The organism is Cyclobacteriaceae bacterium (assembly GCA_025808415.1).
GTDB lineage: Bacteria > Bacteroidota > Bacteroidia > Cytophagales > Cyclobacteriaceae > UBA2336.
Genome location: CP075525.1, coordinates 1224401 through 1245203 on the forward strand (window position 1 = coordinate 1224401; position 20803 = coordinate 1245203).

At 43.1% G+C, this 20803-nt stretch carries 22 protein-coding genes; 16 read left to right on the forward strand and 6 right to left on the reverse strand.

The window, feature by feature from the left end:
* Positions 1 to 35 precede the first annotated feature (35 nt).
* Complete coding sequence (locus KIT51_05765) at positions 36 to 1298, forward strand: ABC transporter permease (protein ID UYN87760.1); 1263 nt, start codon at positions 36 to 38, stop codon at positions 1296 to 1298.
* A 66-nt stretch (positions 1299 to 1364) separates the two neighbouring features.
* On the opposite strand, the gene recA is transcribed toward KIT51_05765, so the two are convergent.
* Positions 1365 to 2396 carry a recombinase RecA gene (recA, locus tag KIT51_05770; protein UYN87761.1) on the reverse strand — a complete coding sequence of 344 codons (1032 nt, stop codon included), beginning with the start codon at positions 2394 to 2396 and terminating at the stop codon, positions 1365 to 1367.
* Positions 2397 to 2591: 195 nt separating this feature from the next.
* On the opposite strand from recA, the gene KIT51_05775 reads away from it, so the two are divergent.
* From KIT51_05775 to KIT51_05815, 9 genes are all read left to right on the forward strand, one after another.
* A complete protein-coding gene (locus tag KIT51_05775; GenBank protein UYN87762.1) occupies positions 2592 to 3638 on the forward strand; it encodes an aminopeptidase in 1047 nt (348 codons plus the stop codon).
* Between the two features lie 102 nt (positions 3639 to 3740).
* Entirely contained in the window at positions 3741 to 4430 is a 690-nt protein-coding gene (locus KIT51_05780; protein ID UYN87763.1) for a response regulator transcription factor, read from the forward strand.
* A 96-nt stretch (positions 4431 to 4526) separates the two neighbouring features.
* On the forward strand, positions 4527 to 5606 hold the full coding sequence (locus tag KIT51_05785) for a two-component sensor histidine kinase (protein ID UYN87764.1): 1080 nt from the start codon (positions 4527 to 4529) through the stop codon (positions 5604 to 5606).
* 16 nt (positions 5607 to 5622) lie between these two features.
* A complete protein-coding gene (locus KIT51_05790) occupies positions 5623 to 6339 on the forward strand; it encodes an RluA family pseudouridine synthase (GenBank protein ID UYN87765.1) in 717 nt (238 codons plus the stop codon).
* Between the two features lie 134 nt (positions 6340 to 6473).
* Entirely contained in the window at positions 6474 to 6917 is a 444-nt protein-coding gene (gene rplM / locus KIT51_05795) for a 50S ribosomal protein L13 (GenBank protein ID UYN87766.1), read from the forward strand.
* Between the two features lie 3 nt (positions 6918 to 6920).
* Positions 6921 to 7307: a 30S ribosomal protein S9 gene (gene rpsI, locus KIT51_05800; GenBank protein UYN87767.1), complete on the forward strand. Its 387-nt coding sequence runs from the start codon at positions 6921 to 6923 to the stop codon at positions 7305 to 7307.
* 13 nt (positions 7308 to 7320) lie between these two features.
* Positions 7321 to 8091 (forward strand): 30S ribosomal protein S2, encoded by a 771-nt coding sequence (rpsB, locus tag KIT51_05805; protein ID UYN87768.1) that lies wholly within the window; start codon positions 7321 to 7323, stop codon positions 8089 to 8091.
* Positions 8092 to 8217: 126 nt separating this feature from the next.
* Positions 8218 to 9048 (forward strand): elongation factor Ts, encoded by an 831-nt coding sequence (locus KIT51_05810; protein UYN87769.1) that lies wholly within the window; start codon positions 8218 to 8220, stop codon positions 9046 to 9048.
* 132 nt (positions 9049 to 9180) lie between these two features.
* Complete coding sequence (locus KIT51_05815) at positions 9181 to 10059, forward strand: cupin-like domain-containing protein (GenBank protein UYN87770.1); 879 nt, start codon at positions 9181 to 9183, stop codon at positions 10057 to 10059.
* Here KIT51_05815 and KIT51_05820 read toward each other — a convergent pair.
* Positions 10034 to 11953 (reverse strand): tetratricopeptide repeat-containing sensor histidine kinase, encoded by a 1920-nt coding sequence (locus KIT51_05820; protein UYN87771.1) that lies wholly within the window; start codon positions 11951 to 11953, stop codon positions 10034 to 10036. The genes KIT51_05815 and KIT51_05820 overlap by 26 nt on opposite strands.
* Before the next feature lie 114 nt (positions 11954 to 12067).
* On the reverse strand, positions 12068 to 13711 hold the full coding sequence (locus KIT51_05825) for an ABC-F family ATP-binding cassette domain-containing protein (GenBank protein UYN87772.1): 1644 nt from the start codon (positions 13709 to 13711) through the stop codon (positions 12068 to 12070).
* A 138-nt stretch (positions 13712 to 13849) separates the two neighbouring features.
* On the opposite strand from KIT51_05825, the gene KIT51_05830 reads away from it, so the two are divergent.
* Both KIT51_05830 and KIT51_05835 read left to right on the forward strand, forming a co-directional pair.
* Complete coding sequence (locus KIT51_05830; protein UYN87773.1) at positions 13850 to 14227, forward strand: hypothetical protein; 378 nt, start codon at positions 13850 to 13852, stop codon at positions 14225 to 14227.
* Between the two features lie 52 nt (positions 14228 to 14279).
* Entirely contained in the window at positions 14280 to 15542 is a 1263-nt protein-coding gene (locus KIT51_05835; protein ID UYN88507.1) for an amidohydrolase family protein, read from the forward strand.
* Positions 15543 to 15551: 9 nt separating this feature from the next.
* Here KIT51_05835 and KIT51_05840 read toward each other — a convergent pair whose 3' ends face one another.
* A complete protein-coding gene (locus KIT51_05840; protein UYN87774.1) occupies positions 15552 to 15746 on the reverse strand; it encodes a hypothetical protein in 195 nt (64 codons plus the stop codon).
* A 127-nt stretch (positions 15747 to 15873) separates the two neighbouring features.
* Between KIT51_05840 and KIT51_05845 the strand changes: the two genes are divergently transcribed.
* Genes KIT51_05845 through arfB form a run of 3 tightly spaced genes read left to right on the forward strand, consistent with a single transcriptional unit; the run spans position 15874 to position 17703 of the window.
* Complete coding sequence (locus KIT51_05845) at positions 15874 to 16809, forward strand: tetratricopeptide repeat protein (protein UYN87775.1); 936 nt, start codon at positions 15874 to 15876, stop codon at positions 16807 to 16809.
* A gap of 22 nt (positions 16810 to 16831) precedes the next feature.
* Positions 16832 to 17296: a hypothetical protein gene (locus KIT51_05850; GenBank protein UYN87776.1), complete on the forward strand. Its 465-nt coding sequence runs from the start codon at positions 16832 to 16834 to the stop codon at positions 17294 to 17296.
* Positions 17293 to 17703, forward strand: coding sequence for an aminoacyl-tRNA hydrolase (arfB, locus tag KIT51_05855; protein ID UYN87777.1), 411 nt, complete (start codon positions 17293 to 17295; stop codon positions 17701 to 17703). Before KIT51_05850 ends, arfB begins: the two co-directional genes overlap by 4 nt.
* A gap of 12 nt (positions 17704 to 17715) precedes the next feature.
* Here the strand turns inward: arfB and KIT51_05860 are convergent, their stop codons facing one another.
* Positions 17716 to 18252 carry a hypothetical protein gene (locus tag KIT51_05860; GenBank protein ID UYN87778.1) on the reverse strand — a complete coding sequence of 179 codons (537 nt, stop codon included), beginning with the start codon at positions 18250 to 18252 and terminating at the stop codon, positions 17716 to 17718.
* 212 nt (positions 18253 to 18464) lie between these two features.
* Here KIT51_05860 and KIT51_05865 point away from each other — a divergent pair, with 212 nt between their 5' ends.
* Positions 18465 to 20180, forward strand: a complete 1716-nt coding sequence (locus tag KIT51_05865) for an MASE1 domain-containing protein (protein ID UYN87779.1) — start codon at positions 18465 to 18467, stop codon at positions 20178 to 20180.
* Here KIT51_05865 and KIT51_05870 read toward each other — a convergent pair.
* Positions 20177 to 20593, reverse strand: a complete 417-nt coding sequence (locus KIT51_05870) for a hypothetical protein (protein UYN87780.1) — start codon at positions 20591 to 20593, stop codon at positions 20177 to 20179. The two genes, KIT51_05865 and KIT51_05870, sit on opposite strands and share 4 nt — an antisense overlap.
* Between the last annotated feature and the right edge of the window lie 210 nt (positions 20594 to 20803).

The following is a 20803-nucleotide window of genomic DNA, read 5'->3' on the forward strand; positions in this document are numbered from 1 at the left end:
AACCAAACGTTAATTTCGGGCGTTTAAGCATAACCATGAAAGTGATACGTCAAATATTGGAGAGTTTTCGTTTTGCCTGGTCGGCTTTAAAATCCAACCTGTTACGTACTATCCTGTCTTTGCTGGGCGTAACGGTTGGCATATTCGCTATCATTGCTGTGCTTACCCTGGTTGATTCGCTCGAAAAGAATATCAAGGAGGGTTTAAGCTTTGTGGGCACCGGGGTTATCTATGTTCAAAAAATGCCTTGGTTGCCTGAGTCAGGAGGCGACTATAAATGGTGGGAATATTTTCGCAGGCCTAATCCATCGTATGCCGAGTACCGATTTTTGAAAGAGAACTTAAAGACTATTTCGGCCATTACAATACTATCCGACCGCAATAATTCCATACTTAAAAGAGACAATAACAGCATCGGGCAGGTACGCGTAGTGGGCGGGTCGGAGAACTATGAGCTTGTTTATGAAGTGCCCGTTGAAAAGGGAAGATACCTTACCGGTGATGAACTCGCAGCCGGAAGAAACTCGGTGGTGATTGGTTATGAGGTGGCAAAGGCACTGTTTCCCGGTGACGAAGATGCCATAGGGAAAGCAATTAAAATCAAGAACATGAAGTTTACGGTAGTGGGTGTGGTGAAGCAGGAGGGACAAGGATTTTTTGGCAACACCACAAATGACTATGGGGCCATTGTGCCGTATAATGCATTCCGTAAATTATACCCTACCGGTACAGGCCGGTGGAATGAAGCACCCTCCAGTATTGCGTTAAAAGGTACCGATCAGGATATTGGTTTAGTGGAGTTGGAGAACGAGGTGAGGGGATTGTTGCGAAGTAAACGCGGCATAAGGCCAACCCAAAAAGACAGTTTTGCCTTGAACCGGCCCGAGGCAATTTTGAATGTTATCAGCGGTGTATTTGATATTGTTGGAATAGCGGGTTGGATCATCGGAGGGTTTTCCATGTTGGTTGGCGGTTTTGGTATCGCCAACATTATGTTTGTTTCTGTGAAAGAGCGCACGCCTATTATCGGATTACAAAAATCAGTGGGTGCCCAAAATTATTTCATCTTATTTCAATTCTTGTTCGAGGCGATCTTCCTGTGTTTAATCGGTGGGTTAGCCGGGTTGTTCCTGGTTTACCTGATAACGTTTATCCCGATGGGCAGCCTGGTGGTTACCTTATCGATAAAAAATATTGTATTGGGTATCGGAGTTTCCACCGTAATAGGACTTGTCTCCGGTATTGTACCAGCAGCTATGGCGGCCCGGTTAGATCCGGTAATTGCTATACGTGCTTAACGGGTCACGGGTCAATTAGTCAATAGAATAACTCATGACTAAATGACCCGTAACTAATGTCAAGGATTATTTCTCTTTAACCTCAGTTTCTTTTTTGTTTTCTTCCCCGCCAATCTTCTCCTTTATTTTTCCTTCCAGTTCTTCCATGAGTTCCGGATTATCTTCAATGAGTTGTTTAACGGCATCACGGCCCTGGCCAAGTTTGTTTCCATTGTAGGAGAACCATGAACCTGATTTTTGAATAACGTTCAGTTCAACCCCAAGGTCCACAATCTCACCTGATTTGGAGATGCCTCTTCCATACATGATATCAAATTCAACAACTTTAAACGGAGGTGCTACTTTATTTTTCACCACCTTCACCTTCACACGGTTACCGGTAATATCATCGGCAGCTTCTTTTATTTGCCCTATCCTGCGGATGTCTAAACGAACGGATGCGTAGAACTTAAGGGCATTACCACCTGTGGTGGTTTCAGGATTCCCAAACATCACCCCAATTTTTTCGCGAAGCTGGTTGATAAACACACACGCGCAACCGGTTTTGCTGATGGTTCCGGTTAATTTTCGAAGTGCCTGTGACATTAAGCGTGCCTGTAAGCCCATTTTACTGTCGCCCATTTCACCTTCCAATTCGCCACGGGGCACAAGGGCAGCAACAGAGTCGATTACTATTATATCGATAGCACCCGAACGGATCAGATGGTCGGCAATTTCAAGGGCCTGCTCACCGTTATCGGGTTGGGAGATCAGTAAATTCTCTGTATCAATACCAAGTTTTTCTGCGTAAGTCTTGTCAAAAGCATGCTCGGCATCGATAAAGGCAGCCAATCCGCCCTTTTTTTGCGCCTCGGCAATCATGTGCATCGTAAGGGTGGTTTTACCCGATGATTCAGGGCCATAAATTTCCGTAACACGACCGCGCGGAATGCCGCCAATGCCAAGGGCTATATCAAGGCCGAGTGAACCGGTGGAGATGGCCGGAACATCCATCACCTTTTCATCGCTTAACTTCATTACGGTGCCTTTGCCGTATGTCTTTTCCAGTTTATCGAGCGTTAACTGTAATGCTTTTAATTTTTCTTTTGCGTCACTCATGGTATGGTTATAAAAGTTGGTTGTGAGCTTAATTTTAATTGCGGGTTGAAATTAGTACGAAGACGGCCAAAAACAAACGCAAGCATTTTTAAGCGACATAAGTTGTCAGTAGCTTTCGGTGCTGTATGCCAGTGGGGGGTGTTTATGTTTGGCTGATAAAAAGTAAGTATACTGCACAGGAAACGTATTGTTTATATGCGAAGGCTACTTTTCGGGATTATTAAATGGTCTCTCATCGGTATTGCATCGGTGTTGGTTATTTTATCCGTCATCTTTTGGGACCTGGTTTCTTATGGCTTTCGCCAGGCCAGCGGTCAACTGCATATCGTATGGAATGCTAAACCGGTTGAGGTTTTCCTGGCCGATCCTGCTTTTCCGGATTCACTAAAGCTGAAGCTTCGATTGGTTGAAGAAGTAAGGCAATATGCCATCGACTCACTGGGGTTGAGGGATTCAAAAAACTACAAAACATTGTTCGATCAAAAGGGGGAAGAGATTATGTGGGTAGTAACGGCCAGTGAACCATTTGAATTAAAGGAGAAGGAATGGAAGTTTCCTGTTTTGGGTAGCGTGCCCTACAAAGGTTTTTTCGATAAGCAGCGCGCGCTTAACGAACAGGCCACATTGGAGGCAGAAGGATTTGATGTGAACGTTCGAAATCCGGGTGGATGGTCTACGTTGGGATGGTTTACTGATCCGATACTAAGTAACATGCTGTTGAAATCTGATGGCGACCTGGCCAGTCTGATCATCCATGAAATGGTGCATGCTACCATTTTTGTGAAAGACAGTATCGACTTCAATGAAAACCTGGCTTCGTTTATTGGCGATCGTGGCGCAGAGCAGTTTTTGATCAGTAAGTTTGGTAGCGAAAGTTCACTCTATCAATCCTACATCCAGGAAGACAAGGAATTTCTGGCTTATGTTGATCACATCCTGCGCGGCTGTGTTTATCTAGACAGTGTGTATGCTTCCATTGCCGGCAAGCCATACCAAGAAAAAGTGAAAATCAAAGAAGCGTCTATTCGAAAGGTCATGGAGGCTGCCGATACACTTTCGTTCACGGTATTACTTCACCCCTCTAAAAAACATGCAAACGTATTGCCCAACAACGCTTACTTCATGTCGTTTAGAAGGTACCAGTCGAAGCAACATAACTTTTATAAGGAATGGCAGGAAAATTTCAAAGGCGACTTGAAAGCCTATATTTTATACCTGAGCCAACAGTACCCTTTCTTGTAAACAATGGCTGTTTTTAAAGCCATTAAGGAATTGTTAAGAATAGGTGAGTGGTTTTTTAACCCCTCATTTCTGCCTACTTTTACCCCAAAATCAGGTTAACCTATGGGAAACAAGCCTGCGCACAAAGTGCTTGTGGTAGACGATGAAGAGCCGATCCAGGAACTTCTTAAGTACAATCTTGAAAAAGATGGGTATGAAGTAAAAACAGCCGGTGATGGTGCCAAGGCTGTTGAGATTGCAAAAAAATTCCATCCCGACCTGGTATTGCTCGATATTATGATGCCGAAGATGGACGGGGTTGAAACCTGTCGGCTGTTGCGCGAAATTCCGGAGTTGCAAAAAACTTTCATTGTTTTCCTTACGGCACGCTCGGAAGAGTACTCGGAGGTAGCGGCCTTTGATGTGGGTGCAGATGATTACATTACAAAACCCATTAAGCCAAGGGCTTTGATCAGCCGCATTGGCGCCTTATTCAGAAGAGAGGTAAAGAAAACCAGTCCGTCAAGTTCTATTTCGGTTGGTGATCTTACCATCGATCGCACCAGTTACACCATTAAAGTTGATGGACGGGAAATTAACCTGCCCAAGAAAGAATTTGAATTGCTCTACTTTTTGGCAAAAAATCCTAACAAGGTATTCAGCCGTGAAGATCTCCTCCAAAACATTTGGGGTTCGGATGTATATGTATTGGCCCGGACGGTTGATGTGCACATCCGTAAAGTGCGGGAGAAAATCGGTGAAGATTACATAACCACCGTTAAAGGTGTGGGCTACAAGTTCAGCTTAAACTAATCAACAAAGTATAATCCCTGCACCATTGCCTTATCCGGTTAAGGTTAGCTTTGATATTATCGGATGAATCCTGAATTTTGAGTTTCACGCTCAATCATGGTATACAGCTCCAGGGTACTGGCTTTACTGCTCGCAATTTGCATTGCTGTAATCACCACGTTGTTTCTTACTTTATTTAAAGATGCCAACACCACCCTGTTGTTTGTCGCATTCGGTATTAGTTTTTCGGTATCCTACATCCTGATTTTTATTGTAATGGAGTTTTTGATTTTTCGTGAAATCAACAAAATCTATCGGCTCATGGAAAAATTGCGAAAAAGGGAACTCAACAAACTCAGTAAACAAAAATCAGGCGCACTTAACCCCTTGGAAAAAATAAACGAAGAGATTTTTTCATTCGCGGAATTAAAGCAAAAAGAAATTGATGAGTTGCGTAAACTGGAAGCTTTTCGAAAGGAATTCATTGCCGATGTTTCACACGAGTTGAAAACACCCATTTTTGCAGCACAGGGGTTTGTCCACACCTTATTGGATGGCGCCATGGATGACAAATCCGTCCGCACCAAGTTTTTGAAAAAAGCTGCCAAAAGCCTGGACGGTCTTGACGCCCTTGTGCAGGATTTGCTTACGCTTTCGCACATTGAGACCGGCCAAATTAAAATGCACTTTGAAAGCATAGATTTGTACAAACTTACCCAAGAAGTATTTGAGCAATTTGAAGAAAAGGCAGATAAGCGCAACATCAGGCTGCGCCTAGAGGGCAACCCCAGCAAAGAAATTGTTTATGCAGACTGGCAACGGATTTTTCAGGTAATGACCAACCTGGTTTCAAATGCAATCAAACACTCACATGAGCATGGCGAAGTTGAGGTGAGTTTTGATGTCAGCAAAAAATTTGTGACTACCCATGTTCGCGATTTTGGTGAAGGAATACCGCCTGAACACCTGGGGCGCATATTTGAACGTTTTTACAGGGTAGATAAAAGCCGCAGCCGTGAAAAAGGTGGTACTGGCCTTGGTTTGGCCATCGTTAAACACATACTTGAAAACCATCATACCAAGGCCGAAGTAGAAAGCAGTCTTGGAAAGGGTTCTACCTTTAGTTTTAAGCTTCCTCGTGTAAAGACTGATGGGCAGGAAAACCTTGAATCATTAAAATCAAAATCTGATCAATAGAAGCACCCAAAAAGCAGTGAAGCATAAACTGGAGTTTGAAGAGTTAATAATTTGGGAAGACGAGGATTTCGTTGCGCTCAATAAACCTCCCTTTGTTTCCACACTCGAAGACAGAACAGGGCAGCTAAATCTTTTAATGATCGCCCGCCAATCCAATCAGCACCTGCAGGCCTGCCACCGGTTAGATAAAGACACCTCTGGGGTTATCCTGTTTGCCAAACGGCCGGAAGCATACCGGCATGTTAGCATTCAATTTGAAAAACGTGAAGTTGAGAAAATCTACCACGCGGTAGTTGACGGCATCCACGATTTCAAAAATGAACTTGTTAATGCCCCCATCGCAAAATCGGACGATGGTATCGTTAAAATCAGCAAACGGGATGGGAAGCCAGCCCAAACATATTTTACAACCCTGCAGGTTTACAGGCAGCATTCCCTGGTTGAGTGTCGGCCAGTTACGGGCAGGATGCACCAAATACGCATACACCTGGCTACACTAAAGGCCTCCATTACCGGGGACGATCAGTATGGGGGAAAGCCATTTTTCCTTTCCAGCGTAAAGAAGGGTTTTAACTTAAAGAAATATTCAGATGAACAACCCCTGATGAAGCGGATGGCTTTGCATGCCCGGTCACTGACTTTTCGATTAATTAATGGGGAGTCAATTTCGGTAGAGGCTCCATATCCCAAAGATTTACAGGCACTTATACGCCAATTGGAGTTGAACCGCTAAGGTAAAGGCTTTGTCAGCCGCTAAAACTGAAAGGCTAAAACCACATGTTGTTTGCATTTCATGGCACATCCTCTTACTTTTGTGTCCCTTTTTAAAGGAAGGGTGTATTTTATTGATTTTAAAAGCAGATAACCGTGGATCATCAAAGTTATAAAACAACCCACGCCAATAAGGCAACAGTTGAAAAAGCCTGGGTTTTGGTAGATGCCAAAGACAAGGTATTGGGACGTGTGGCAAGTCAAATAGCCCATATTATTAAGGGCAAACACAAAACCAGCTATACACCGCATGTCGATTGTGGCGATCATGTGGTGGTTGTAAATGCCGATAAGGTAAAAATGACAGGTAAAAAATGGACTGACCGTGTGATTTTTACCCACTCAGGTTATCCGGGTGGTCAGCGCGAGCACACGCCCGCCAACATTAGGGCTAAACACCCTGAGCGCCTGGTGGAGCATGCCGTTCGGGGCATGTTGCCCAAGAACAGGTTAGGCCGCGAGTTGTTCCGCAGCCTGCACGTGTATGCAGGTACCGAACATCCACATGTAGCACAGCAACCAAAAGAAATAAAACTATAATTCATGGAGATTTTCAACGCAACGGGTAGAAGGAAGACTTCTGTAGCCAGGGTTTATGTAAAGCCTGGCAAAGGTGACATTCAGGTAAACGCCCGTGATCTCAAGGAATACTTCCTATCTGAGATTCACCAGACACTGGTTAAGCAACCCCTTGTGGCGCTTAAAGCCGAGAATCAGTACGATGTAACCATTAACGTTGAAGGCGGTGGCATTAAAGGCCAGGCCGAAGCCGTTCGATTGGGTATTTCGCGGGCCTTGGTGGCCGTAAATGCCGAAAACAAACCGGTGCTGAGAAAAGAAGGTTTCATTACCCGCGACTCGCGCATGGTAGAACGCAAGAAGCCAGGCAGAAGGAAGGCCAGAAAGAGATTCCAGTTCAGCAAACGTTAATCGTAAACATCACATGGCAAAGAAATTAACTTATCAGGATTTATTGGAAGCAGGTGTTCATTTCGGACACTTGACCCGCAAGTGGAACCCGAAGATGGCCGAGTACATCTTCATGGAAAACAATGGTATCCACATTATTGACTTGCACAAATCGCTGGCTGCGCTTGAAGAAGCCGCTTTCGCGATGAAGAACATTGTTCGTTCAGGAAGAAAAATCATGTTCGTGGCTACAAAAAAACAGGCTAAAGATATTGTAGCCGAAGAAGCAAAGCGCCTCAACATGCCTTACGTCACAGAACGTTGGTTGGGTGGTATGCTTACCAACTTCGCCACTATACGCAAGTCGTTGAAAAAACTTTCGCAGATTGAAAAGCTTATGAAAGACGAGGCTTATGCCAATTTGCAAAAGAAGGAGCGCCTTACCCTTACCCGCGAAAAAGCAAAGCTCGAAAAGCAACTGGGTGGTATTGTGGATTTAAATCGTTTACCGGCAGCACTCTTCATTATTGACGTAAAGCGCGAGCACATTGCCGTTAAGGAAGCGCAAAAGTTGAATATCCCTGTGTTTGCCATGGTGGATACCAACTCAGATCCTTCTTCTGTTGATTTCCCGATTCCTGCCAATGATGATGCCTTCAAATCAATTTCACTGATCACCGGTTATATCGGAAGCGTAATTGAAGAAGCATTGAACGAGCGTAAGAAAGAGAAAGAAGAAGCTTCCTTGAAGAAAGAAGAGGACGAAAAGAGAAAAGTAGACGCGGCCGTAGAAGAAGCAAAATAAAATGGCAAACTACCGGGTGTACCGGTACTAGTCAGTTATCATCACCATAAACATCGGCCTCGCAGTCGGTGTTTATTTTTTTAAGCCCTTAAGTAGTAGAGTCATAAAAATTTAAATTTTAAAGCGATGTCAATTTCAGCACAAGATGTAAACAAACTCAGGCAAATGACCGGTGCCGGCATGATGGATTGTAAGAAAGCCCTTACCGAATCCGCTGGCGATTTTGAGAAAGCCATAGAAATATTAAGAAAGAAAGGCCAGAAAGTTTCTGCTTCCCGCTCCGACAAAGAAGCCAAAGAGGGTTCTGTGTTTGTGAACGTAAGCGATGATAAGAAAGAAGCCATTTTGATTGCCCTGAATTGCGAGACAGATTTCGTTGCAAAGAACGAAGAGTTTCAGGCGCTTGGTAAGCTTATAGCCGATACGGCATTTGCCAATAAGCCGGCCGATAAGGATGCATTATTGACACAAAAGGTGGGTGATCTTACCCTGAATGACAAAATTGTTGAATTGGTTGGAAAAATCGGGGAGAAAATTGAAGTGAGCGAATTTGTTCACATGAAGGGCGAAGCCGTTGTGCCCTACATCCATGCTGGCGCAAAGCTTGGCGTGTTGGTTTCGTTGAAAGGTGTAAACGGGAAAGACGTTACCGATGCCGGAAAGGATGTGGGTATGCAGATTGCCGCCATGAACCCGGTGGCCGTTGATGAAACATCGGTAGACAAAGCCATTATTGAAAAAGAACTTGAAATTGCCAAAGCTCAAATTCTGGCCGAGGGCAAACCCGAAAATATGGTTGAAAAAATTGCCCAGGGCAAACTGAATAAATTCTTCAAAGAAAGCACCTTGCTGCACCAGGCTTTTGTTAAGGATAACAGCAAAACAGTGGCGCAGTATCTTGACAGTGTAACCAAAGGATTAACGGTTGCAGCATTCAAGCGTGTTTCTATTGGATAATCAAAAAAATGCTACTTAATAAAAAAGGAGCCACGTGGCTCCTTTTTTATTCTTCCTGTGGAAATTTGTGTGGGCTTACGGCAATTTGTCGCGAATACTTGGTTAATTTTATGCAATAATTATTTTCACACTATGCCCTTGGACATAAAAACACCTGTTCCTGTAGTAGACGGCACCACGATTACCCGCGAAGAGTTTCAACGCGAATTTTACAAGCCACAAAAGCCCGTAGTATTGCGCGGCTTGTGGAAGCAATACCCTGCCTACACCAAGTGGACCATGGACTTTTTTAAGGAAAGCATGGGCAACATTGAGGTAGGTTTGTACGGTAATCGTAAAGAGGATCTTTCCAAAACACTGCAGGTGCCCAATGCCGTTATGCGTTTTGATGAGTACCTAAACCTGATTGAACGTGAGCCGACTGACCTGCGCTTGTTTCTTTTTCCTGTATTTAAGCATAAGCCCGAGTTGTTAAAAGATTTTGATTATCCCAAAATCGCATCGGGTTATATTAAAATACCCTTTATGTTTTTTGGACCTGCCAATTCCATTGTGCGCATGCACCAGGATATTGACATGAGCAATGTATTCCTTACCCAGTTTCACGGCAGGAAAAGAGTGGTATTGTTTGCCCCTGATCAATCGGAATTACTTTATCGCTTGCCATTCAACGTTCACTCCACCGTTGATGTAGACCGCCCCGATTACGATTCTTACCCAGGTTTGAATTATGTGAAGGGTATGAGCACCGTAATTGAACATGGCGATACGATTTTTATGCCAAGCGGTTATTGGCACCACATTGAATACATGGAAGGAGGTTTCGGTCTTTCTGTGAGAACATTGCCTTATGGTCTTTCTATGAAAGCCCGTGGTTTATGGAACCTGACCGTTCAGCGTACTACCGATAACATTATGCGCAAATTGAATGATGAAAAGTGGTTTGCCTTTAAAAAGAAGCTTGCGCATAAGCGTGCCGATAAGATTATACAGGGTTTGAGCCTGGCTTAACGGCCTTAAGCTTAACCTTAAAAGTACTTCCTTTGCCGGGAATACTCTCAGCGGCAATGGTTCCGCTATTTATCTCAACCATTTCTTTGCACAATTGCAGTCCCAATCCGGTACCTTTTTCGCCCATGGTACCCCGGGTAGTTTGGGTGTTTTTCTTATCAAACAAAGTTTGCAGTTGTTTGGCCTCCATGCCAATGCCATTGTCCGTTATCCTTACTTCTACCATATTATTTTCTACCTCGGCTTCCAGGGTAATTTGCCCGCCCTGTTGGGTAAACTTTATAGCGTTGTTCAACAGGTTACGCAAAATCAGTTCAAGTTGGTTTTCATCGGCAAGGGCATAAACATCGCTTTGGATTTTACTTTCCAGATTAATGGATTTTGTTTTGGCAGATTCAGAAAATAAGGAGAGACAACGTTCGGTCAATTGTTTCAGGTTAATGTTGCCCGGTTGAAAGGACCATCCGTTCATTTGCGAATGCGACCACAGGAAAAGGTTTTCCAGGGTTTCGTTAGTGCCGATTACGAGGTTGTTGAGTTTTGGGATGATCCCTCTAAACTCTGCATCAGAAATATCTTTTCGTAAGGCCATGGCCAATAAACCTTTTAAACTCGCCAGTGGCGTTCGTAAATCATGACTGATGATGGAAAAGAGTTTATCCTTAACCGTATTGGATTGTTTTAACTTTTCATTCTGCCGGGCTATTTCATAGTTCTTTTCCTGCAGGAGTTTATTGGATTGGATGCGCTGTCGATTGTTCCGGATAACCAGGGCAGTAATGGTAAGCATGAACAACACAAAAACAGCGGATAGGATAATGTAGATGAATTTTTCCTGGCGAGCTTTTTTATTGGCCAGTTCCAGTTCGGCAATTTTTTGTTCCTTTTTCTCTTCGGCAAACTCAAGTTCGGTTATCAGCGCTTTTTGTGTTGTTTCCCAATTTAAAAGTGTGCTGTTTAATTCATCATAAAGCATGTGATAGTGATAGGCACGTTCAAAGTTTTTTAGACGGGCATAGCATTGCGACAGTCCATAGTAAGAATTTTTTACCACTTCCCTCAGGTTCAGTTCTCCGCTTTCAGTAGCTGCAGCCGTGAATAAACGCAACGCGGTTTGAATATCGCCTTTTCTAAAAAAAATATCGCCCATAATACTTTTATTATAGGCAATAACTGCGTGGTCATTGGATTTTTCAGCCGCGCTATTAGAGAGGGCTAAATACGTTAAGGAAGAATCGAGCAGATTTTGTTTCAGGTACAATAGGCCTTTTGAATTGTAATTGTAACTAAGCAACTGGTAATCTTTCAGCGAATCGGAAAGATGTATTCCCCAGTTAGCCAGCGTATGGCCCTCCTCCAGGTTTTCGCCAGTTGTGCCGTATATCCAGGTTATGTTGCCGCAAAACGATGCAATGTTTCTTTTGTCGTTTAGCTTTTTATAGATATCGAAAGCTTTTTGTTGGTATTGTAAGGCCTGACCGAAGCGTTTAAAACCAAAAGTATTTGTATTGCCTAGCACGCGGTAGGCCATGGCCATAATCGAAGAATCCTTTAGTTGCTCGGCCAGCCTTAACGATTCCGTGGTGAACTCAACCGCGCGGGCGTAATTGCTTTGCCTGAATTCATATTCTCCTATTCGGTTTAGTGCTACAGCCTCACCACGTTTATAGCCAATAGTTTTGGCAATGGCCAATGCTTCTTCGGCTAATGGTTTGGATTGTTGTGGTTGGTAAGCGAGGTACCTGTTCGATAATTCATTTAACAGATCAACCCGTTCCAAATCCGATGATGACCCCTTTAGTTTTAACTCCAGGCTATCAAAAATGGTTTGTTGACCAAATGTTGTTGTCTGCAGTATTAAAATAAACAGTAGGCCTAGGACAGATCTGATCATACTGAAAAGTACACAAAATCAGAATGAATTTTAAAAGCTAATTTTTTCTGATTTTAGGTTAACTTAAGTGCATGATTTTGCATGGAATTAACCTACCGCCTGGTGTTTGTAGGTTCAGCTGGTAACCGAACGCTCAATTTCCCTTAGGTTCTCCAGTTTTTTATTGCGCAAGAATCCGTTAATATCCTCGAAATGTTCACGCACTCGCTTGTTACCGAATTCAAATACTTTGGTAGCAAGGCCATCCAGAAAATCGCGGTCGTGCGATACCAGTATAAGCGTTCCGTCAAAAGCCTTGAGCGCGTCTTTTAATATGTCTTTGGTTTTTATATCCAGATGGTTGGTTGGTTCATCCAGGATGAGCAGGTTAACCGGTTGTAACAAAAGCTTGATCATAGCCAACCGGGTTTTTTCGCCACCCGACAGCATTTTAACTTTTTTATCGATGGCATCGCCACTGAACATAAAGGCGCCCAAAATGTCTTTTATTTTAGCGCGTATGTCGCCCTCGGCAATCTGATCGATGGTTTCAAACACGGTAAGGTCACCATCCAATAACGAGGCCTGGTTTTGTGCGAAATATCCGATCAATGCACCATGACCAAGTTGGCACTTACCTTCAAAGTCAATTTCGCCCATAATGGCTTTTACCAGGGTTGATTTTCCTTCTCCGTTTTTTCCTACAAAAGCAATTTTCTCACCTCGCGCTATGGTTAGCGAAACATCTGAAAAAACAGTGTGGTTGCCATACTTTTTGGTAAGGCTGTCGATAATTACCGGGTAATTTCCGGAACGTGGGGCCGGGGGAAACTTCAGGTTTAATGCCGATGAATCCACTTCATCCACTTCAACAATTTCCATTTTCTCCAACATCTTTACCCGCGACTGCACCTGCAAAGTTTTGGAGTAAGTGCCTTTAAACCGTTCAATAAATTCCTTGATCTCGGCAATTTGTTTGGCCTGGTCATCAAACTGTTTTTGTTGTTGCTCACGCCTTTCTTTTCGAAGCTGAAGGTAATGGCTGTAGTTGGTCTTGTAGTCGTAAATGCGGCCCATGGTTACTTCAATGGTCCGGTTGGTCAGGTTGTCGACAAAAGTTTTGTCGTGGCTGATCACGATTACCGCTTTGGCATTGTTCTTCAAAAAATCCTCCAACCATTGCACCGATTCTATGTCCAGGTGGTTGGTAGGTTCATCCAATAAAATCAAATCGGGTTTTTGTAACAGAATTTTGGCTAACTCAATGCGCATGCGCCAACCCCCGCTGAATTCACCGGTAGGCCGGTTAAAATCGGAGCGCAAAAACCCGAGGCCCATCAGTGTTTTTTCGATTTCGGCATCGTAGTTTATTTCTTCGATCGAATAATATTTCTCACTGAGCTCAGACACCTCTTCAATAATCCTGGCATAATCGTCCGATTCGTAATCGGTACGTGTCTCCAACTGATGGTTGAGCTCATCAATACGCTTTTTCATGTTATTGATTTTTGAGAAAGCCTTGGAGGCTTCTTCAAAAACCGTAGCCGTGTCGGCCGTAAGCAAGTGCTGGGGCAGGTAAGCAATTATTGCATCTTTAGGTGCAGATACTTTGCCACGGGTAGGTTTATTCACCCCTGCAATAATTTTTAGCAAGGTAGATTTGCCGGCACCGTTTTTACCCATCAGGGCTATCCGGTCGTTCTCGTTAATATTAAAGGTAATGTTGCTGAAAAGGGCCGAACCGTTAAATTCCACACTTACCGCATCTACTGAAATCATAGTCATTCAAATAAGGCCGCAAAGATATTGTTTTTCCGGTATCAGCCCGAAGCTTATAATGCCCTTTGAGCCTATCAAAACATGGAAAGTCAGGGGATTTGATTTTGCGTACCTTGTAGGATAAATTTTAACTTGTTTATGGTAAACCGGTATGCTGGCGAAATAAGAATAAACCCCGTTGCTGTTTTACGTGGCGGGGATTTTAATAACGATGGTGAAATTGACGACATCCATAACGTGTTGGATAACACGCTGGAAATACAGGCAGAAATTGCTGCCCGTTTAATAGAACTCAGAAATTACCTGCAACAGAAGGGGGAAGGCTTTGGTGCAGAGTTTTTCTTTGCCGATGGCGGGTACATTGGTATGCGTGGACTAACCGATACGCAATTGCTCGAAATGAAAACCAAAGGCCTGATCGAGCTCTTCGACTTTGCTACCGATAAAAGTTGGGTAAAGAAGTATGGTGCGCAGGTTGGTTTAACCTGGGAAGACGGGCGTGCGGTAGAAATTTAAACTGGTACAGGGCAATTCAAGAAATATCACTATAAAACCTAAAATATCAATGATGAGATTTTTTTCAGTGTTAGCATTAGCAGTAACAATTTTAGCCCTTAATGCGCAAACCCCAACACGCTATTACCTTACTGCCGACAAGGTTTTTGATGGGGAATTGATGCACGAAGGTTGGGCCGTGGTAGTGGAGGGTAATAAAATTACAGCAGTCGGGCCCGGCACCCAGGTTAAAGAACCGACAGGTGCAGTTAAAATAAACTATCCAAACTCAACGTTAACGCCCGGTTTAATCGAGGGGCACTCGCATTTGTTTCTTTACCCGTATAACATCACGGATTGGGACACACAGGTGTTGAAAGAAACCGATTCGTATCGCACGGTGCGCGCCACAGTACACGCCAAAAACACACTGATGGCTGGATTTACCACGGCACGCGATCTGGGCACAGAAGGTGCCGGTTATTCGGATGTTGGATTGAAACGCGCCATACATGAAGGTATAATACCCGGACCGCGCCTCTTGGTGGCAGGCCGCGCAATTGTATCCACAGGATCATACGGTCCAAAAGGTTATGATCACGACCAGCAAATTATGTTAGGTGCTGAGCCGGCCGATGCAAACGAATTGGTTCGTGTGGTCCGTGACCAGATCGGGAAAGGAGCTGATTTTATAAAAGTTTATGCCGATTACCGATGGGGGCTACATGGTGAAGACCAACCCTCATTTACGCTGGATGAGCTCAAGCTTATAAACGAAGTTACCCGTAGCAGTGGCAGGCCAATGGTGTGCCATGCAAAATCGAAAGAAGCGATAAGAAGAGCTGTGCTGGCTGGTGCCGAAACGATCGAACATGGTGATTTTATCGACCTGGAAACAGGAACTTTAATGCGCGATCATAACGTCACTTACTTTCCAACGTTGGCAGCCGTGGATATGATTTCGCAATACCGGGGATGGAAGAAGGGAAGTTCACCGGAGCCTGTCAATGTAACCAACAAGAAAAAAAGTTTTAAAGAGGCATTGGCCTCGGGCGTAACCATTGGTATGGGAGGTGACGTTGGGGTTTTTCCGCACGGTGAAAATGTATTGGAAATGGAGCTTATGGTAGAGTATGGAATGAAAGCTTTTGAAGTATTGAAAGCAGCCACCAGTATAAACGCCACGGCCTTTCACCTGCAAGACAGGTTAGGGTTTCTGCGGGAAGGATTTCTGGCCGACATCGTTATTGTAACAGGTGATCCTTCCAAAAATATTTCAGACTTAAGAAAGGTAAAGTTTGTTATGAAGGATGGTGTTGTTTATAGGAAAGAATAATCAAAAGCCTTACTTCTGTGACACACGCATCAAATCAGTTTCAGCTTTATCAACATACAAGGTAATGCGGAAGCATAAACGTATTATGATGAAGAAAATCGAATGCCCGTCATGTGCTATGGATATTGATTCAAAAAGCAAAGCATGCCCGATTTGCGGGTATGAATTTCCGCATAAAAATCCGTTATGGATTTGGTTGGCCATAGTTTTGGCGGTTATTTTTATTTTGTACAGTATGTTTTAAGAGCACCTGGGGCCCCTACATAATGATGGGGGGATATTGCTACTGTGTAAGGTGCAGGATAACTTGAATTTCGCTAACCTAAACCTTATGAATAATCGAAAACATTTTTACCTCGCCTCGTGGGGTATTATTTTTATTCTATCATCCATACCTGCATACAGCCAGGATGCCGTTGCTTATTATGATCGGGGAAAGGCAAAAGCAAAAGCTGGTGACTTCAAGGGCGCAATTGCTGATTTTTCAAAGTGCATTGAGCTTAAAGCAGATTTTGCAGATGCCTACCTTGCGCGAGGTGATGCGTGGTTTGATAGTAATGATTTTAACAAAGCCATAGTCGATTGTTCACGGGCATTAGAGATATCGCCTGGGACGCAGCAGGCTTATTTGTTGAGAGGCCTTTCAAAATACAGATTAGATGATTTAGACGGGGCAATTATCGATTATAGCGCTGCCCTTAAACTAAATCCAGAATTTGAAACGGCATACTATAACAGAGCATTGGCCATTATGGAAAAGGGAGAGTTTCAACATGCGATAAATGATTATTCACAGGCTATTGCCTTGCAACCCGAATGGGCTGATGCTTATTTTTTTCGTGCCCGGTGTAATGAACAATTGAATAAAAACAAAGAAGCCATTGAAGATTTTAACAAGGCTATTGAGTTTTCTCCCAATCTGACAGAGGCCTACCTTCATCGGGGTTTAACCTTATTTTATGAAATGGGTGATAAAAAGGGTGCGTTGGTTGATATGAATAAAGTAATTGAATTGGCTCCTTCATACTATGGCGGGTACTTTTACCGGGGCACTATTTACCAGGTTTCTTTTGATGTTAAGAATGCACTGAAAGACTTTGATAAAGCAATTGAACTTGAACCGGGGTTTTCAGAGGCCTACCATATGCGGGGGTTGGGTAAAATTATTTTGGCCGATAAAAAAGGGGGGTGCAATGATTTGCTAAAAGCCGTAAAACTTGGATCCGAAGATGCAGTAGATTCGGTTAAGACAAACAAATGCAAATGATACTGAATTAAATTTTATACCTATGCTGATAGTAAATTGGTTGCGAGAAAATAAAACTAAAATAGAAATAGTGTTAGTGGTTTTGTTGGCGGCAGCTGCATTACTCCACTATTATGCTACCATTGAAGGCAGTGAACAGGCTGTTGTGTTGTTTGCTTTTGCCTTGGCCGGGTTTTATTTTCTTAGTTCATTCTTTGTGCCTGATGAAGAATTGCCATTACTTTTTGCAACCGTAGGCATAAAGGTTATAAACATTAGCTCTGCCGTAAGCCTGGTGGGAATTGTTTTTGTACTCACGGCAGCGGAGGGGGCGCTTGATATGCTTATGGTCGGTTTGTTGTCGTTGATTATTGCTGGTTTGTTGATTCTGTATTTTGTGGTGATTCTGGGTACGGGTAAATTGCTGCCTTATTTAGTCCGGGTTGTTATTTTAGGCGGAATAACCGGATACATGTTTTTTTCCCTGTACAAAGCTGAACCCATGTGAATGTAAGACCAACAATTGCTGAAATACAAAACGAACTGATTTTTACAACCTCTCGCAGCAGCGGACCTGGCGGGCAAAATGTAAATAAAGTAAACAGTAAGGTTACCCTAAAGTGGAGCGTTCAGCAATCGAACACGCTATCGGATGAGCAGCGTGAAATTTTGCTGGTTAAGCTGAAAACCTACCTGACAAAAGATGGCGTACTTTTATTAACTGCCCAGGAGAAGCGTTCCCAACTTCAAAACAAAGAGGAGGCTCTTCAGAAATTGGATCAACTGCTAAAGAAGGCTTTTTCAATACGAAAAGCACGCAAGGCTACTAAACCTTCCAAAACGGCTATTCAAAAGCGCATTCAGGAAAAGAAACAACGGGGTGAGAAAAAGCAGTGGCGAAAGAAAATTGAATAACCTTCAGGTTAATCACCAATCCTCTTTGCCTTTGCCCGGGTATTGAAGCTTATCCGTAAAGGCCTGGTCTAATAACCCCAGCGTATTGGGCTTGCACCAATCGGGGTGTAGTAAGGTGCCGCTGTTTTTAGTGGCATAATTCGTAAGGTTCTCTTTGGCGGTTATGTTTTTGTAACCGATGTTGCCCGTCATTTGAATTTGGTTAACCGTAACACGGTAGCGGCCATCGCGTACATCAACGGATACTTTGCCGCTGTATTTTCCGGTTTGAATGATGGGCGGGGTGCCCACCTGACTGAACTGGAACTTTTTGTAATCAACAATTAGGTCATTCATATCAAACTGAACCCCAGTGCTTGTCTGTTTGAGGTTGGACACGAAATCAAGTTTTTTATAGTGCTCGGCAAGTTTTGCTGCGGTAATGGAATCTTCGGTAAATACTTTTTGGTAGATGATCTCCTGATCGGCCACTTTGAAATTTCCATACGAAGTAGGCTGAGCGATGATTGAACCTGAAATCAGAACGAGGAGTATTAGTAGTTTTCTCATGCGTTAAAAGTACGAACTGTGTCAACCCGGTCAAAGATTTTTTACCTACCCTTTCAGTAACCAAATCACTTCACTTAATACGCTAAGCGGTTAATGCTACATGCTTGTTAACGAGCAATTTAACCTTCTATCGTTCGAAAGAGCCGTTGATTGCATTTTGGGGCTTTTTTACGGGCTTTTTCTTTAGTATGTAGCTTGGATAAATGCCCCTTATGGAAAAGAGCATCATTCGGTCGGTTGATTTCAGCATTCTGGTAGTTGCCTTGTTTTACTACCTATCCGCTGAAATTGGTTTTTTTCTTGCCTTTGAGCATACCAGTTCGTTGCCGCTGTGGCCACCTGCTGGCGTTGCCCTGGCGTTGGTCATTCTTTATGGGCGCAAAGTATGGCCTGGCATTGCCATAGGCTCGTTGATAATTATTGTTAAGAGTGCCTGGTTTGGTTCTATTGATTCCGTGCAGTTGCTAATGATGGTGGTCTCTATTATCACCTCGTCAGTTATTCTTGAGGCATTAGCCGGTGAAGTTCTTTTTAAGAAGCTTGTCAAAAGTTCTTTTCCATTTGCCAAGGCCATTCATGCTTTTAATTTTGTTTTTATTGCGCTGATCATTTCATGGATTAGTACAGGCGGGAGTTTACTCGCGCTTGGTTTTGCTGATGTGTTGGGATCGGCAGAATGGGTTAACGCTACCTTTACATTATGGACCCGAAATGTGGTTGGTATTTTATTGTTTGCTCCTATACTGCTTTCTGTTTCTACGATACAACTAAAAAAACCTGAGCTTCTGAAGTTAGGTGAGGGATTATTGTTCATAGCAGGAGTTACAGGTGTTTACATGTTGCTACAACTTGAAGCCCTGAAACATGTAGCACCATTTGCCATGGCTTTTGTAGCTATTCCGTTTATGTTATGGCTGGCTTTTCGATTTAAAGGTTTTGTTGCCATTCTTGGGTACATGACAGTTGCGTTAACGGCCATTTATGTTACCAGTAAACAAACCGGCCCATTTTATTTACCCGAGCTAACAGGTGATTCTATTTTACTCGTGCAGGTTTATGTGTTCGTTATTTCCGTGTCAACACTTGTTTTGTCATCGGCTGTTCATGAGCGGCAACAAGCACAGGAAGACTTAAAAAAGTTTAATGAGAATCTGGAAGTAATGGTTCATGAGCGTACGAAAGAACTGGAAGAAGAAATTCAAAATAGAAAATCGGCTCAGCAAAAATTGCAATTCACCAATGAAGAGTTGATTAAGCGAAATACAGAACTGGATAATTTTGTTTATAGCGTTTCGCACGATTTACGTGCACCTATTGCCTCTATTTTAGGGCTTATTAACCTGGCGAAATCGGATAAGGGGCAAAACCTCAAAACCATGTATTTGGATATGATGGAGAAAAGTGCCAGGCAGCAAGATTATTTTATTAAAGAAATCTTAGATCAATCGCGAAATGCCCGACTGGAGGTTAAGCGTGAACCGGTTCACTTTGAGTCACTGATTGAAGAAGCTTTCGAACAGTTGGATTACTCAAACCTTAATGGCAAAACAGTAGAGAAAGTTATTTCGGTTGATCAGCAAAAGCCTTTTTATTGCGATAAGTGGAGGCTTAAAATAATTTTGAACAACGTAATCTCAAACGCCATCCGTTATAAAAACGGAAAGGATCCGGTAATAAAAATAAATGCCCGCATCACTAACGATAAGGTAAACCTTAGCATTCAGGATAACGGCAAGGGGATAGAGAAAAAGCATCTATCCAACCTCGGTAAAATGTTCTATCGTGCTACCGATGAAGGTGCGGGCTCAGGACTGGGCTTGTACATTGTTAAGGAGACACTGCAAAAACTTCATGGTTCAATGGCCATCGAATCACAAGAGGGTCATGGAACTACCGTGAAATTTGAAATTCCTGAAGTACTTGCTTAAGCGCTCGGTTTCATCGAGGCAAAAACAATTCCGGCAACGAAAGCCTGCATGATACCATACGCCAGCCAGGTAGAAATCATTACAAAGGAAATATCAATAGCACTGAAGGTAAGCCATAATACAGGCACCATGGCGACTATACCGTAAACCAATGCAACTTCCAGGGCGCGTAACACCACGCTTCCTTTAAACAAGTCCTTGTAGCGCTCCCAGAACCACCGCAGGGCAATGCTGAGTACAAAAGGATGAGCGTAAAACAACCAGTCGGTTTCAAATGATGAAGACCTGAACACGGCATTGTAATACTCTTCCATAAGTGTTGGAAAGAAGAAGATGGCCATGTATAACATACCCATGCTTACTAACAGTACAAGTACTCCGGCAAGCAGAATGGAAATAATATCTTTTTTCATATCGGGTGGGATTAATTAAGTTTAAAACTATAGGTACCAGGCATTAATTCTTATGATTATCGTCATGTTTTTGGCTTGATATTCATCAACAGCATACCCGGTATGTTAACAGGCGCATTTTTCGTTTGGATTTTTTTTGTACATTCATAAAAACAAGGAATAGGACTGAACCATTAAAATTGATTTTCAGCCCGTATTTCAGCAAAACTA